This window comes from Lachnospira hominis (ex Liu et al. 2021) (assembly GCF_014287955.1).
GTDB classification, from domain to species: domain Bacteria; phylum Bacillota; class Clostridia; order Lachnospirales; family Lachnospiraceae; genus Lachnospira; species Lachnospira hominis.
Map to the genome: position 1 here is coordinate 53419 of NZ_JACOPD010000009.1, position 16588 is coordinate 70006.

At 39.1% G+C, this 16588-nt stretch carries 10 protein-coding genes; all 10 read left to right on the forward strand.

Translation table 11 applies throughout. The annotated features are described in order from the left end of the window. Positions 1-215: 215 nt before the first annotated feature. The 10 genes from H8S01_RS11815 to H8S01_RS11860 all read left to right on the forward strand — a co-directional run bounded on the left by H8S01_RS11815 (position 216) and on the right by H8S01_RS11860 (position 16456). A complete protein-coding gene (locus H8S01_RS11815; protein WP_186837298.1) occupies positions 216-4112 on the forward strand; it encodes a DNA-directed RNA polymerase subunit beta in 3897 nt (1298 codons plus the stop codon). Between the two features lie 20 nt (positions 4113-4132). Then, positions 4133-7819, forward strand: a complete 3687-nt coding sequence (gene rpoC, locus H8S01_RS11820; RefSeq protein WP_186837299.1) for a DNA-directed RNA polymerase subunit beta' — start codon at positions 4133-4135, stop codon at positions 7817-7819. Between the two features lie 224 nt (positions 7820-8043). After that, entirely contained in the window at positions 8044-8463 is a 420-nt protein-coding gene (rpsL, locus tag H8S01_RS11825) for a 30S ribosomal protein S12 (RefSeq protein ID WP_021865637.1), read from the forward strand. A gap of 237 nt (positions 8464-8700) precedes the next feature. Then, positions 8701-9171, forward strand: coding sequence for a 30S ribosomal protein S7 (gene rpsG, locus H8S01_RS11830; RefSeq protein ID WP_186837300.1), 471 nt, complete (start codon positions 8701-8703; stop codon positions 9169-9171). 21 nt (positions 9172-9192) lie between these two features. Further along, entirely contained in the window at positions 9193-11355 is a 2163-nt protein-coding gene (gene fusA, locus H8S01_RS11835) for an elongation factor G (RefSeq protein WP_186837301.1), read from the forward strand. Positions 11356-11472: 117 nt separating this feature from the next. Then, complete coding sequence (gene tuf / locus H8S01_RS11840; RefSeq protein WP_186837302.1) at positions 11473-12666, forward strand: elongation factor Tu; 1194 nt, start codon at positions 11473-11475, stop codon at positions 12664-12666. 156 nt (positions 12667-12822) lie between these two features. After that, complete coding sequence (locus tag H8S01_RS11845) at positions 12823-13977, forward strand: aromatic amino acid transport family protein (protein WP_021866007.1); 1155 nt, start codon at positions 12823-12825, stop codon at positions 13975-13977. A gap of 13 nt (positions 13978-13990) precedes the next feature. Then, a complete protein-coding gene (locus tag H8S01_RS11850) occupies positions 13991-15022 on the forward strand; it encodes a metallophosphoesterase (protein WP_186837303.1) in 1032 nt (343 codons plus the stop codon). Positions 15023-15041: 19 nt separating this feature from the next. After that, positions 15042-15278, forward strand: coding sequence for a hypothetical protein (locus H8S01_RS11855; RefSeq protein WP_021866005.1), 237 nt, complete (start codon positions 15042-15044; stop codon positions 15276-15278). Beyond that, positions 15275-16456 carry a PucR family transcriptional regulator gene (locus tag H8S01_RS11860; protein WP_186837304.1) on the forward strand — a complete coding sequence of 394 codons (1182 nt, stop codon included), beginning with the start codon at positions 15275-15277 and terminating at the stop codon, positions 16454-16456. Before H8S01_RS11855 ends, H8S01_RS11860 begins: the two co-directional genes overlap by 4 nt. Positions 16457-16588: the final 132 nt, after the last annotated feature.

The following is a 16588-nucleotide window of genomic DNA, read 5'->3' on the forward strand; positions in this document are numbered from 1 at the left end:
TTCCGGGGCTTTTTCCTTTTTACTAAAATGAAGCGTATATACAGCATATCTGCTGCTTAAAAACTTATAAAAAATTATTGAAATATTGTTGACAGTAATACCATGTTATGGTATTATGGACAATGCACTATTGTGGTATGTTGTGCTTAGTCTTAGCCTGCATACTTATAATGTGAAAAAATTAGGAAAAATAAGCACAAGGGGTGAAAATGTCAATGGAGAAAAACAGAATACGTCCAGTGAAGTCGGGTAAAAGTTTTAGAATGAGCTATTCAAGACAAAAAGAAGTCCTTGAAATGCCTAACCTCATTGAGGTGCAGAAAGATTCTTACCAGTGGTTTTTGGATGAAGGTTTAAAAGAAGTTTTTGATGACATCTCTCCAATTGCAGACTATAATGGTAGACTTAGTCTGGAATTTGTAGATTTCACATTATGTGAAGATGAAGTCAAGTATTCTATTGAAGAGTGTAAGGAAAGAGATGCTACATATGCGGCACCTCTTAAAGTCAGAGTCAGACTCCACAACAAGGAAAGTGAAGACATTAGCGAACATGAGATTTTCATGGGCGATCTTCCTATTATGACAAAGACTGGTACATTCGTAATTAATGGTGCAGAGAGAGTAATTGTAAGCCAGTTAGTTCGTTCACCTGGTATTTATTATGATATACAGAAAGATAAGTATGGTAAGATTTTCCTTTACAGCAGTCAGGTTATTCCAAACCGTGGTGCATGGCTTGAATATGAGACAGATGCTAATGATGTGTTCTATGTAAAGGTTGACAGAAATAAGAAAGTCCCTATCACAGTATTAATCAGAGCACTTGGCTTTGGCACAAATGCTGAGATTATTGATATATTTGGCGAAGAGCCTAAGCTCCTTGCTACTATGGAGAAAGATACTACTACTAATTATCAGGAGGGTATTCTTGAACTCTATAAGAAATTAAGACCTGGTGAACCATTATCAGTTGATAGTGCAGAGTCACTTATTTCAGGAATGTTCTTTGACCCAAGAAGATATGATCTTGCAAAGGTCGGAAGATATAAGTTTAATAAAAAGCTTTCATTTAAATATAGAATAGCAGGACAGATTCTTGCAGATGATGTTGTTGTAGATGGCAAGGTTATTGCTAAAGCCGGTGACAAGCTTGACAGAGAATCTGCACAGATGATTCAGGATGCAGCTGTTCCGGCAGTATTTTTGTCAGTAGAAGTTAAGGGTAATGATGGCACTATTACAAATAAGCGTGTTAAGATCCTTTCTAATATGGCAGTTGATATTACAAAATGGGTTGATATCAGCGATGAAGAAGCAAAAGAACTCGGCGTTAATGAATATGTATTTTATCCTGTATTAAGCCAGATTTTAGCTGAAAACAGTGATATTGAAGATATTAAGGAAGCAATTTCAAAGAATATCGGCGATTTAATTCCTAAACATATCACAGTTGAAGATATTTTAGCTTCAATTAACTACAATATGCATCTTGAGTATGGCGTTGGTTCAAAGGATGATATTGATCACCTTGGAAACAGACGTATTCGTGCTGTAGGTGAACTTTTACAGAATCAGTTCAGAATTGGTATCTCAAGAATGGAACGTGTAGTTCGTGAGAGAATGTCAACACAGGATTTAAGTGGTGTTTCACCTCAGTCACTTATTAATATCAAGCCTGTAACAGCAGCTATTAAGGAATTCTTCGGAAGTTCACAGCTGTCACAGTTCATGGATCAGAATAACCCTCTCGGTGAGCTTACTCACAAGAGAAGACTTTCAGCACTCGGTCCTGGTGGTCTTTCAAGAGACCGTGCAGGTTTCGAGGTTCGAGATGTACATTACACACATTACGGAAGAATGTGTCCGATTGAGACACCTGAAGGACCTAACATCGGTCTTATCAACTCACTTGCTTCTTATGCAAGAATCAATGAGTATGGCTTTGTAGAAGCACCTTACCGTATTGTAGACAAGTCTGACCCTAAGAATCCTAGAGTTACAGATGAAGTGCGTTACTTTACAGCTGATGAGGAAGATGATTACCATGTAGCACAGGCTAATGCTGAGATTGATGAAAATGGTTATTTCGTTAATAACACAGTTTCAGGACGTTACAGAGAAGAAACTTCAGCATTTGATAAGAGTCTTATTGATTTGATGGATGTTTCGCCTAAGATGGTATTCTCAGTTGCTACATCAATGATTCCGTTCCTTCAGAATGATGATGCCAACCGTGCCCTCATGGGTTCAAACATGCAGCGTCAGGCCGTACCACTTCTTACTACAGAAGCTCCTGTAATCGGAACTGGTATTGAAAATAAGGCAGCAATTGACTCTGGTGTATGTGTTGTTGCGGAAGCTGATGGTGAAGTTATTTCAGCAGAATCTAATAAGATTACAGTAAAAGAAGATGATGGCAAAGTTCGTGAATACAAGCTTACTAAGTTTGCACGAAGCAACCAGAGCAACTGTTACAACCAGCGTCCTATCGTATTTAAGGGAGACAGAGTTGTAAAGGGCGATGTTATTGCAGATGGTCCTTCAACTTCTAATGGTGAAATTGCACTTGGTAAGAATCCGTTAATCGGTTTCATGACATGGGAAGGTTACAACTACGAGGATGCTGTACTTCTCAGTGAAAGACTTGTAAGAGATGATGTATATACATCTATCCATATTGAAGAATATGAGACAGAAGCAAGAGATACTAAGCTCGGACCAGAAGAAATCACAAGAGATATTCCTTCAGTTGCTAATGATGCAATTAAGGATCTTGATGAAGATGGTATTATCCGTATCGGTGCAGAAGTTCGTGCCGGTGATGTACTTGTAGGTAAAGTTACTCCTAAGGGAGAGACAGAACTTACAGCAGAAGAGAGACTTCTTCGTGCTATTTTCGGTGAAAAGGCAAGAGAAGTAAGAGATACATCACTCAAAGTACCTCATGGTGAATACGGTATCGTAGTTGCTGTTAAGACATTTACAAGAGAAAATGGCGATGAGTTAGCACCAGGTGTTAACAAGTCAGTTCGTATTTATATAGCTCAGAAGAGAAAGATTTCAGTTGGTGATAAGATGGCCGGCCGTCATGGTAACAAGGGTGTCGTTTCAAGAGTACTTCCTGTTGAAGATATGCCATTCCTTCCAAATGGACGTCCTTTGGATATCGTCCTTAATCCACTTGGTGTGCCTTCTCGTATGAACATTGGTCAGGTCCTTGAGATTCATTTAAGCCTTGCGGCAAAGGTTCTCGGATTTAATATTTCGACACCTGTATTCGACGGTGCAGACGAGAATGATATCATGGATACACTTGATCTTGCTAATGATTATGCTAACCTTGAATGGGATGAGTTTGCAGCTAAATATAAGAGCCAGCTCGTTCCTGAAGTATTTGATTACCTTGATAAGAATAAGGCTCACAGAGCTGAATGGAAAGGTGTTCAGATTGGACGTGATGGTAAAGTAAGACTTCGTGACGGACGTACAGGTGAATATTTTGATAATCCGGTAACAATCGGATTCATGCATTATCTCAAACTCCATCACCTTGTTGATGATAAGATTCATGCACGTTCAACTGGTCCTTACTCACTTGTTACACAGCAGCCACTTGGTGGTAAAGCACAGTTCGGTGGACAGCGTTTCGGTGAGATGGAGGTTTGGGCCCTCGAGGCTTATGGTGCTTCATATACACTTCAGGAAATTCTTACAGTTAAGTCTGATGACGTCGTAGGACGTGTTAAGACATATGAAGCAATCATTAAGGGTGAAAATATCCCTGAGCCAGGTATTCCTGAATCATTCAAGGTGCTTCTGAAAGAACTTCAGTCTCTTGCACTTGATGTTCGTGTACTTGACCATGACAATAACGAAGTTAAACTTCTTGAGAGTGCAGATTATGAAGTTACAGATTTCAAGAAAGTTCTTGATGACGGTGGATACCACAGAAACAGCAAAGATGATGAGAACGAACTCAAGAGTTCAGGATATATGACTCAGACTGTCGATGATAATGGTGAAGCTCAGTACGAAGAGAGCGATGATGATATCGATGAACTTTTCGATGCTGATGAGGATTATGGCGACGGTAATTCAGAGCAGTATTAATTTTAGAAGGGAGCACGAAAATGACAGAAGAATCAAACAAGCAGCCATCAAACAATTCTATGAAGTTTGATAAGATTCAGATAAAACTTGCTTCTCCAGAAAATATCTTAGAATGGTCTCACGGCGAGGTTACCAAGCCGGAGACTATCAACTACAGAACTTTAAAACCGGAACGTGACGGTTTATTCTGTGAAAGAATTTTTGGACCTAGTAAGGACTGGGAATGTCACTGCGGTAAATATAAGAAAATCAAAGATAAAGGTATTGTCTGCGATAAGTGTGGCGTTGAAGTAACAAAGGCAAGTGTGCGTAGAGACCGTATGGGACATATTCACCTTGCAGCTCCTGTTTCACATATCTGGTATTTCAAGGGAATTCCAAGCCGTATGGATTTAATTCTTGATATCGGTCCTAAGAACCTTGAAAAGGTACTGTATTTTGCAGCTTATATTGTGCTTGATCCAGGAACAACAGATATTCCGTTCAAGAAGATTCTTACAGAGCAGGAATACAGAGAACTTTACGACCAGTACGGAAATACATTCCGTGTCGGTATGGGTGCTGAAGCAATTCTTGAACTTTTAAAGAATGTTAATCTTGAAGAAGAGGCAGCAAAACTTAAAGAAGAATTAAGTAATACAACATCTCAGAAGGCAGCAAGACTTATTAAGCGTATTGAGGTTATGGAGGCATTTATCAATGCCGGAACAAAGCCTGAGTGGATGATTCTTACAGAAGTACCTGTAATTCCACCGGATTTAAGACCTATGGTACAGCTTGATGGTGGTAGATTTGCTACATCCGACCTTAATGATTTATATAGAAGAATTATCAACAGAAATAATCGTCTTGCACGTCTTATGGAACTTGGTGCACCGGAGATTATTGTAAGAAACGAAAAGAGAATGCTTCAGGAGGCTGTAGATGCCCTTATTGATAACGGCAGAAGAAATGGTCGTCCTGTAACAGGACCTGGTAACAGAGCATTAAAGTCACTTTCTGACCTGCTTAAAGGTAAGCAGGGACGTTTCCGTCAGAACCTTCTCGGTAAGCGAGTTGACTATTCAGGACGTTCAGTTATCGTAGTAGGACCTGAACTCAAGATTTACCAGTGTGGTCTTCCAAAGGAAATGGCAATCGAGCTTTTCAAGCCATTTGTTATGAGAGAGCTTGTAAGACGCGGTCTTGCAGAAAATATCAAGAAGGCTAAGAAGAGCGTAGAACATCTTGAAAATGATGTTTGGGATGTACTTGAGGATGTAATTAAAGAACATCCGGTTATGCTTAACCGTGCTCCTACACTTCACAGACTTGGTATTCAGGCATTTGAGCCAATCCTTGTAGAAGGTAAGGCTATTAAGCTTCATCCATTGGTTTGTACAGCGTTCAACGCCGATTTCGATGGTGACCAGATGGCCGTGCATCTTCCATTGTCAGTTGAAGCACAGGCAGAGTGTCGTTTTATGCTTTTATCACCAAATAACCTTTTAAAGCCATCTGATGGTGGTCCGGTTGCCGTTCCTTCACAGGATATGGTACTTGGTATTTATTACCTTACACAGGAAAGACCGGGTGCTAAAGGTGAAGGTAAGTATTTTAAGGATATAAGCGAGGCTATTCTTGCATATGAAAATGGAGTAATTACACTTCATTCAAAGATTATGGTTCATGTAACAAGAGAAATCAATGGCGAGAAGGTTTCAGGTAACGTTGAATCAACACTCGGAAGATTTATCTTCAATGAAATTCTTCCACAGGATTTAGGTTATGTTGACAGAACAAAGCCTGAAAACGCACTTGTTCTTGAAGTTGATTTCCATGTAGGTAAGAAGCAGTTAAAGGATATTTTACAGCATGTAATTAACACACACGGAACTACTACAACAGCAGAAGTTCTTGATGATATTAAAGCAACAGGTTATAAGTATTCTACAAGAGCAGCAATGACAGTTTCTATTTCAGAGATGACAGTGCCACCTATTAAGAAAGAACTTATTGCCAATGCAGAAAAGAAAGTTGAACAGATTACACAGAACTATTACAGAGGTCGTTCTACTGACGAAGAACGTCATAAGAATGTAATCAAGGTATGGCAGGAAACTGATGAACGTCTTAAGGATGCTCTTCTTGCCGGTCTTGATAAGTATAACAACATCTTCATGATGGCCGATTCTGGTGCCCGTGGTTCTAACCAGCAGATTAAACAGCTTGCAGGTATGCGTGGTTTGATGGCAGATACATCAGGTAACACTATCGAACTTCCAATCAAGTCAAACTTCCGTGAAGGTCTTGATGTTCTGGAATACTTTATTTCAGCTCATGGTGCCCGTAAAGGTCTTTCAGATACAGCCCTTCGTACAGCCGATTCAGGTTACCTTACACGACGTCTTGTTGACGTTTCACAGGATCTCGTTATTCGTGAAAATGATTGCAGCGTAGGCAGAGCAATACCTGGTATGTACGTTTATGAGTTTGTAAATGAGAAAGCAACAGCAGACAGCGATGCAAAGGCTGATGTTCTTGAATCACTTCAGGAAAGAATTACAGGACGTTTCCTTGCAGAAGATATTGTTGATCCAAAGACAGGTGAGCTTATACTTGGTGCTAACCACCTTGTAACATCTAAGCGTGCAGAAGAAATCATTAAGACAGGTGTTGAACATGTTAAGATAAGAACAATTCTTACATGCCGTTCACATATCGGTGTATGTGCTAAGTGCTATGGTTCTAACATGGCAACAGGTCAGACAGTACAGGTTGGTGAAGCTGTTGGTATTATTGCAGCACAGTCAATCGGTGAGCCTGGTACACAGCTTACTATGAGAACTTTCCATACTGGTGGTGTTGCCGGTGATAATATTACACAGGGTCTTCCTAGAGTAGAAGAACTTTTCGAGGCAAGAAAGCCAAAGACACTTGCTGTACTTGCAGAGTTCGGTGGTGTTGTAAGTTTTGCAAAGACTGATAAGAAGACAGATATTGTTATCACAGATGACGAAGGCAATTCAAAAGCTTATCCAGTATCAAGAGATACAAGAGTAAAAGTTACAGAAGGCCAGATTGTTGCAAAGGGTGAGGAAATTACAGAAGGTTCTGAAAATCCTCATGATATAGTAAGAATTCTTGGTGTACGTGCAGTTCAGGATTACATGATTCGTGAAGTTCAGAAAGTTTACCGTATTCAGGGTGTTGAAATCAACGATAAACATATCGAACTTATTGTACGCCAGATGTTGAAGAAGATTGTTATTGAATCAGCAGGAGATTCAGATTTCCTTCCTGGTTCACAGGTTGATACAATCGAATTTACAGAGGTTAATGAAAGACTTGAAGAAGAAGGTAAGCAGCCAGCAACAGGAACACCAATTATTCTTGGTATTACTAAGGCATCGCTTGCAACTAATTCATTCATGTCAGCAGCCTCATTCCAGGAGACAACAAAGGTTCTTACTGATGCCGCTATTAATGGCAAGGTTGACCCACTTATCGGTCTCAAGGAAAATGTTATCATCGGTAAACTTATCCCTGCCGGTACAGGAATGAAGAGATATCAGGATATCAAACTTGATACAGGTCTTGTATATGATGAGGAGCAGGAAGCATTAGATGAGCAGGAAGAAGAGCTTGAAAATGCAGCCGCAGTTGATACAGATGACAACGAAGAAATCAATATCACAGAAGAAACTGTTACAGAGACAGAAGAATAATAAATAATGACATTGGCAGCCGGGCATGATAAGTGTCCGGCTGTTTGTTAGTCTGCCTATATAAAATATTAAAAAATGCTTGACACTTATCATATCAGATTATATAATAATAAAGCGTGCGAATGTGACATGCTGTTTTTTTGTGTGTCAGATTAGCATTTTTTATTCAGACTATACTGAATATGCAACCAACAATTATTCTAATTCCGGGAGGTGAAAAAGGAATGCCTACATTTAACCAGTTAGTAAGACAGGGAAGAAAATCTGCTGTTAAGAAGTCTACAGCACCAGCTCTTCAGAAGGGTTATAACTCTCTTCAGAAGAAGGCTACAGACGTATCTGCACCACAGAAGAGAGGTGTATGTACAGCTGTTAAGACTGCAACACCAAAGAAGCCTAACTCAGCTCTTAGAAAGATTGCCAGAGTTCGTCTTTCAAATGGTATCGAAGTTACATCTTATATTCCAGGTGAAGGCCACAATCTTCAGGAACATAGCGTTGTTCTTATCAGAGGTGGTAGAGTAAAGGATTTACCAGGTACAAGATATCACATCATCAGAGGTACACTTGATACTGCAGGTGTAGCTAAGAGAAGACAGGCCCGTTCTAAGTACGGTGCTAAGAGACCTAAGGACGCTAAGTAATTAGAATCCTATAATTTGCTTTGTAAAAGCACAGATTTATTCACATTAATATTTAAATTTAGTGCCGGAGTTAGATTAATCCGAAGGTTGCAGGTTTAATATATACTTAAGCACGAACACATAAAATATTTGTGAGTACCGATGAATTAATGAAAAGCTGCAAAATAGCTTTATAATGGCAATATTTGTTATTATAATGACTATTTTTGGCAACACTATGTTAAGGAGGGAAGAACCGTGCCACGTAAAGGACATACTCAGAAAAGAGATGTATTAGCAGATCCTATTTACAATAATAAAGTGGTTACTAAGCTTATCAACAACATTATGCTTGATGGTAAGAGAGGAGTAGCACAGAAGATTGTATACGGAGCATTTGACAGAGTCGCAGCTAAGACTGAAAGACCTGCTATTGAAGTATTTGAAGAGGCTATGAACAACATCATGCCAGTTCTCGAAGTAAAGGCTAGACGTATCGGTGGTGCCACATATCAGGTACCTATCGAAGTAAAGCCAGATAGAAGACAGGCTTTAGCTCTTCGTTGGATGACTTCATACTCTCGTGCAAGAGGCGAGAAGACTATGGAAGAAAGACTCGCTAACGAGATTCTTGATGCTGCTAATAATACAGGAGCTTCTGTAAAGAAGAAAGAAGATATGCACAAGATGGCAGAAGCAAACAAGGCTTTTGCTCATTACAGATTCTAATAATAATAGGAGGAATTACCGATGGCTGGAAGAGAATATCCATTGGAGAGAACCAGAAATATTGGTATTATGGCTCATATTGATGCTGGTAAGACAACATTAACAGAGCGTATCCTTTATTATACTGGTGTAAACCACAAGATTGGTGATACTCATGAAGGTACTGCTACTATGGACTGGATGGCCCAGGAGCAGGAAAGAGGTATTACAATCACTTCAGCTGCTACAACATGTCACTGGACACCTGAAAAAGAAGGTAAGCCAGATAAGACACAGCCAGAATATCGTATTAACATTATCGATACTCCGGGTCACGTTGACTTCACTGTAGAAGTTGAGCGTTCTCTTAGAGTACTTGATGGTGCTGTAGGTGTATTCGATGCCCAGAACGGCGTTGAACCACAGTCAGAGAACGTATGGCGTCAGGCTGATAAGTATAATGTTCCACGTATGGCTTTCATGAACAAGATGGATAAGATGGGTGCAGATTTCTTTGGATCATGCAATCAGCTTATTACAAAACTTGGAAAGAATCCAGTTCTTGTACAGATTCCTATCGGAAAAGAAGATGATTTCCAGGGAATCATCGACTTATTCGAGATGAAAGCATACATTTTCAACGGAGATAAGGGTGATGATATTCAGGTAGGCGAGATTCCTGCAGATTTACAGGATCAGGCTCAGGAATATCATGACAAGCTCGTAGAGCAGTGTGCTGAACTTGATGAAGACCTTATGGAGAAGTTCTTTAATGATGAGGAACTTACAATTCCAGAGTTAAAGGCTGCTTTAAGAAAAGGTACAATTGAAGGTACAGCTATTCCTTGTCTTTGCGGTACAGCTTACAAGAATAAGGGTGTTCAGAAACTTCTTGATGCAGTTATCGAATATATGCCAGCTCCTACAGATATCCCAGATATCACAGGTGTTGACGAGGACGGTAACGAAGTTACAAGAAAGTCTTCAGATGAAGAGCCATTCTCAGCTCTTGCATTCAAGATTATGACAGACCCATTCGTTGGTAAGTTAGCATTCTTCAGAGTTTATTCAGGTACATTAAACGCAGGTTCATATGTACTTAACTCTAATAAGAATAAGAAAGAAAGAGTTGGCCGTATCCTTCAGATGCATGCCAACCAGAGAAAAGAAATTGAAAAGGTTTACTCAGGAGATATTGCTGCTGCAGTAGGTCTTAAAGTTACAGTAACAGGTGATACTATCTGTGATGAAGCACATCCAGTTATCTTAGAGTCTATGGAGTTCCCAGAGCCAGTTATCGAGCTTGCTATCGAACCTAAGACAAAGAATGACCAGGGTAAGATGGGTGAAGCTTTAGCAAAGCTTGCTGAAGAAGATCCTACATTCCGTGCTCATACAGATCAGGAGACAGGTCAGACAATCATCGCTGGTATGGGTGAGCTTCACCTTGATATCATCGTTGACAGACTTCTTCGTGAGTTTAAGGTAGAGGCTAACGTAGGTGCACCTCAGGTTGCTTACAGAGAATGCTTTACTAAGGCAGTTGATGTTGATAGTAAGTATGCTAAGCAGTCAGGTGGTCGTGGTCAGTATGGTCACTGTAAAGTACGTTTCTCACCACTTGAAGCTAACGTTGATAAGTTTGATGTTGAGACTAAGAATACAGTATTAATTAACGAACCTCCAGTACTCTTCTGCGAGTCTTCAGTAGTTGGTGGTGCTATTCCTAAGGAATATATCCCTTCAGTTGCTGATGGTATCAGAGAAGCTGCTAATTCAGGTATCTTAGCTGGATTCCCAGTTCTCGGACTTAGAGCAGATATCTACGATGGTTCATACCATGAAGTCGATTCTTCAGAAATGGCATTCCATATCGCTGGTTCTATGGCATTCAAGGATGCTATGGCTAAGGCAGCTCCAGCCCTTCTTGAGCCTATCATGAAGGTTGAAGTTACAATGCCGGAAGAATACATGGGTGATGTAATCGGTGATATCAACTCACGTAGAGGACGTATCGAAGGTATGGAAGATATCAGTGGTGGTAAGATGATTAAAGCATTCGTTCCACTTTCAGAGATGTTTGGTTATGCTACAGACCTTCGTTCTAAGACACAGGGTCGTGGTAACTACTCTATGTTCTTCGATAAATATGAACAGGCTCCTAAGTCAGTTCAGGATAAAGTTATTGCTTCAAGAAGCAAGTAATCAAGCTTTATATAGTTAATATAAAAATATAGTTGAAAAATATTTCAAAATGAAATATAATAGATTTCAGCTATGAGAAAACCATTAAGGTTATAAATTTAAGGAGGATTTTAAACAATGGCAAAGGCTAAATTTGAAAGAACTAAACCACATTGTAACATTGGTACTATTGGTCACGTAGATCATGGTAAGACAACACTTACAGCTGCAATTACAAAGACTCTTCATGAGAGACTTGGTACAGGTGAAGCTGTTGCTTTCGAGAATATTGATAAGGCACCAGAAGAAAGAGAAAGAGGTATCACAATCTCTACAGCTCACGTTGAGTATGAGACAGAGAAGAGACATTATGCACACGTTGACTGTCCAGGACATGCTGACTACGTTAAGAACATGATCACTGGTGCAGCTCAGATGGATGCTGGTATCCTCGTTGTTGCTGCTACTGATGGTGTTATGGCTCAGACAAGAGAACATATCCTTCTTGCTCGTCAGGTAGGTGTTCCATATATCGTTGTATTCATGAACAAGTGTGATATGGTTGACGATCCAGAACTTCTTGAACTCGTTGATATGGAAATCAGAGAACTCCTTAACGAGTATGGTTTCCCAGGAGATGATACACCAATCATCCAGGGTTCAGCTCTTAAGGCTCTTGAAGATCCTAACAGCGAATGGGGTGACAAGATTCTTGAACTTATGCATACAATTGATGAGTATGTTCCAGATCCAGTAAGAGATACAGATAAGCCATTCCTTATGCCAGTAGAAGACGTATTCTCTATCACAGGCCGTGGTACAGTTGCTACAGGTAGAGTAGAGAGAGGTGTTCTCCACATTAATGAGGAAGTTGAAATCGTTGGTATTACAGATGAAATCCGTAAGGTAGTTGTTACAGGTATCGAAATGTTCCGTAAGCTCCTTGACGAGGCTATGCCTGGTGATAACATCGGTGCTCTTCTTAGAGGTGTTCAGAGAGATGAAATCGAAAGAGGACAGGTTCTTTGTAAACCAGGTTCAGTTACACCACACAAGAAGTTTACAGCTCAGGTTTACGTATTAACAAAGGACGAAGGTGGTCGTCATACACCATTCTTCAACAACTACAGACCACAGTTCTACTTCAGAACAACTGATGTTACTGGTGTTTGCGAACTTCCAGCTGGTACAGAAATGTGCATGCCTGGTGATAACGTAGAAATGACAGTTGAACTTATCCACAGAGTAGCTATGGAGCAGGGTCTCCGTTTCGCTATCCGTGAAGGTGGACGTACAGTAGGTTCAGGTGCTGTTGCTACAATCATTGAGTAATCATAGCTTGATATAATTAATTGCCCGGGAGACTTTGTCTCTCGGGTTTTTTTATATTTAATAATATATATTTTATACATTGAAAATAACATTGATATGATGTATAATGCAGTTACTATAAAAAGTGAGTATAAAAATATAGTGACGGAGGTGCCTATGAAGATAAATTCAGAAGCCAGATTTACTACATTTGAGGCAGTCAGCATGATTGTTGGAAACAGTATCGGAACGGGAATAATTGCAGTTCCGTATCTTGCGACAAAGAATAGCATGCTTGATGTTGTGTGGATGGTGGTAATCGCATATTGTATCAATGTTATTCTTCATTTAATAATAGCGGAGCTTTCATACAATAATGGAGGTGTCCAGCTTGTAAAGAGCTTTGAGGGTGAACTTTTTCACGGAAAGATGAAAAAGGTATTCAGCTGGATTATATTTGCGGTATACGGGATTGCAATTATGATAGGCATAAGCGGCAATATTAACGGCGGTGCACAGATTTTTGTTAACTGGTTTGGTATTCCGTTTGCGGCTGCACAGGTTATATATTATGTAATTGCAGGAATAGTAGTTTTTATCGGAATGAAAGCAGTCGGAATAGCACAGAAGTATGCAGTAATTCTTCTTATGGGAATTGTTGCAGTTATGACTGTGGCTACATTTATGCATCCGCTTAATTCATTTTACACAGCTGATTTTCATTGGAATAATCTTCTGGCATTATACAGCATGGTTGTGTTTGCAACATCAGCCAATCAGGCAGTTATACAGGTCGTAAAGGGGCTTGATGGTGATGCAAAAAAGATTCGCAAATCTATTTTTATAGGATTTGCACTTTCATCTGTTTTTGTACTTGTTGTAACCATGTCTGTACTTATGGGAACAAAAGGAACACTTGACAAAGAACTTGCATATATGCAGCTTGGAGAAAGTATTGGCAGCTGGGCTATGATTCTTGCGGGAATATTTTCATTATTTGCACTTCTGACTACTTTCTGGTCTAATACACTGGCATTAAGAGATGTTGTGCATGAGCAGACAGGCATAGGCAACAGAGTGAGCTGGCTTGCAGCTACTATTCCGTGTATTTTATTTGCGATATTTGGCGTTAACAGTTTTATTATTTTGACGAGAATTATGAGCGGCGTTGTGGTACTTGTAAGTATCATGCTCGTTCTTACATACGGAAAGTCAAGAAAGAAAGCAGGAAGCAGCCCTATCTGCGGTGTCGTTGGAACAGTTCCGTTTCAGGTGCTTATGGTTGTATCAACTGTTATTTCAGCAATAGGTGCTTTGATTCCGTTAAGTTAAGGAGGAATGAGATATGTTTTGCGGTGATGGATTCAGACAGAAAGACGAAGAGACTTTTTTGCTGGAAATTCCTGAAAACAGGGATTATAAGATATTGCAGCTTACAGATTTGCATCTCGGATTTGGATTATTTTCGCATAAAAAAGATAAGATGGCACTTGATGCCGTAACAAAGATAATTAATAGAACTTCACCTGACCTTATTGTTTTTACGGGAGATACAATATTTCCGTTTTTACTAAAGGCGGGTACTATGAACAATAAAAAGCAGGCGGAGAGATTTATAAGGTTTATAGATAGGTTTAAGATTCCTTATACACTTGTGTTTGGCAATCATGACTGTGAGATGGGTGCAAAATGTGGTCGTGAGCAGCTTGCAGATGTTTTTACAAAAGGAAAATATTGTATCTTTTCAAAAGGAAGAAAAGATATATTTGGCGTTGGCAATTTCTTTATAAATCTTACTGACAAACAGGAAAATGTGCTTATGCCGCTTGTTATGCTTGATTCCAATATGTATGGCGACGGCTGGTTTTTCAGCGGATTTGACTGTATACATGAGGACCAGACTGAGTGGTGCATGAACAGATTAAGCAAACTGAAAAAAATAAATCCGGATATAAAAGCGATGGCATTTTTCCATATGCCTGTGAGGGAATTTAAGGAAGCTTACGAGAAGATGAAGCTTGGAGATAAAAGTGTAGTCTATGAGCACGGAAGCATAGCCGAAAAAGATGAATATTTTGGTATATCATATAAAAATGGTGACTTTTTTAAAAAGGCTGTGGAAAACGGCATCATAAAATGGATGTTTTGTGGACATGACCACCTTAATACACTGTCGTTGACATATAAAGGGATACGGCTGACATATGGAATGTCTATAGACTGTCTTGGCTATAATGGCATATCAAAAAGCTATATACAGCGTGGAGGAACACTTATTACAAGAAAAATTGATGGAAGAGTTGATATAAAGATGATTCCGCTTACAAGAACAGTTTCAACAAGAGTCAGAGGGGAAAGTAAAAATCAACAATATTAAAAATAATAAAGGAGCAGTCATGAAAAGCACATTAATAAAAGACACAACAAAATCAGAAAGAATCCAGCTTGTGAAGCAGTGGGAAGAGACAGAAGGATGCGAGAGCAGCGGGATTGATCTGCTTGAATTTTTCAGGGATTATATAGACGGAGTTAAAGAAATCGCGGAAGTTAATGCGGAGTTTAACGCAAGATATATATCTGAGATTCCTGATGAAGATTCAGGTATGAGTTGTGGAATGGGAATGAGAAGATGATATATGTAAGAGATTTATTAAAACTTGATACATTCAAAGACTTTGAGCTTGTAAGCGGTGAGAATGGTCTTGACAGAGGCGTTTCATGGCCAAATGTTGCACAGACTGTAAGTATAAGAGAATGGCTTGTCGGAGGAGATGTTATTCTTATGAGTGGCGTAGGCTTAAAGATAACAGATGAATTTCTTACGGATATAGTAATACAGGCGGCGGATGGAAGAGCAGCATGTATTATTATGCTTATTAATCCTGAGCATATAGCATCAATTCCACAGGCTGCGATAGACGAGGCTGTGAAAAGAGGCTTTGCGGTTTTTGCGGCACCGTGGGAGACAAAGCTTTCAAGGGTTATAGGAAGTGTATCTATGCTTGTATCCAATGACAGGCTTGAAGAACGCATGCATAGTGAATTTCTTGACAGACTTTTATCAGGTGAGATAAATCATGACGATTCGGCATATCGCCAATCTATGGAAAAATATGGATTGCTTGGAAAAAAAGCCGTGGCAGTTATTGATTATAAATTTGATGAAAAATATCTACAGACAGAGAATCAGGCATATCATAATGACCGTGTTATGCGGAAAATGATAAGTCTTTTTGAGCGGTATTTTGGAAAGATTAACTATCTTAATCAATATAACCGGCAGGCTTTTATTATCTCCGCTGATAATACAGAAGAAAAAGATATTGTAAATACTATACGTACAATATATAACATATTTATAAAGGAAAATAAACATGTACATGTGCGTATAGGTATAGGTGAGATTGCACAGGGGTTAGAAGGATTAAAGAAAAGTTATGACCAGTCAAGAATTGCAAGAAAGACAATAAACAAAAGCGGAGTAATGTTTTATAAAGAACTTGGGATATATCAGCTTTTATTTTACATTGATGACACATCAAAAATAGATGATTATGTAAAAGAAATTCTTAATCCGCTTTTTATTTATGATAAGAAGAACAATCAGAATCTTATAGATACGCTGAGAGAATATTTAAAGTGCGGACAGAATGTTTCGCAGGCATCACAGAATCTTTATATACACAGAAATACTATGATAAAAAGAGTTGAAAAAATTGAAGAGCAGCTTGGCTGCTCTATAAAGAATGCTGAAGTTACCAATCAGCTTTATAATGCAGTAAAGATATATGATTTATTTTTAAAAAAATAGAGTCATAAAAACACAAATGATAAAGAAGATGATGGTTGATGTGCATATTGTGCATTAAAAGAGGCAAAATATATGCAGTATGCACATTGAAAATTACTATATAAAATAGTATTATTCAGACATCAAGAGACA

Bases quoted from the DNA above. Each gene is read 5' to 3' on its own strand.
- H8S01_RS11815 (WP_186837298.1), top strand. From the start codon at position 216: ATGGAGAAAAACAGAATACGTCCAGTGAAGTCGGGTAAAAGTTTTAGA.
- rpoC (WP_186837299.1), top strand. From the start codon at position 4,133: ATGACAGAAGAATCAAACAAGCAGCCATCAAACAATTCTATGAAGTTT.
- rpsL (WP_021865637.1), top strand. From the start codon at position 8,044: ATGCCTACATTTAACCAGTTAGTAAGACAGGGAAGAAAATCTGCTGTT.
- fusA (WP_186837301.1), top strand. From the start codon at position 9,193: ATGGCTGGAAGAGAATATCCATTGGAGAGAACCAGAAATATTGGTATT.
- tuf (WP_186837302.1), top strand. From the start codon at position 11,473: ATGGCAAAGGCTAAATTTGAAAGAACTAAACCACATTGTAACATTGGT.
- H8S01_RS11845 (WP_021866007.1), top strand. From the start codon at position 12,823: ATGAAGATAAATTCAGAAGCCAGATTTACTACATTTGAGGCAGTCAGC.
- H8S01_RS11850 (WP_186837303.1), top strand. From the start codon at position 13,991: ATGTTTTGCGGTGATGGATTCAGACAGAAAGACGAAGAGACTTTTTTG.
- H8S01_RS11855 (WP_021866005.1), top strand. From the start codon at position 15,042: ATGAAAAGCACATTAATAAAAGACACAACAAAATCAGAAAGAATCCAG.
- H8S01_RS11860 (WP_186837304.1), top strand. From the start codon at position 15,275: ATGATATATGTAAGAGATTTATTAAAACTTGATACATTCAAAGACTTT.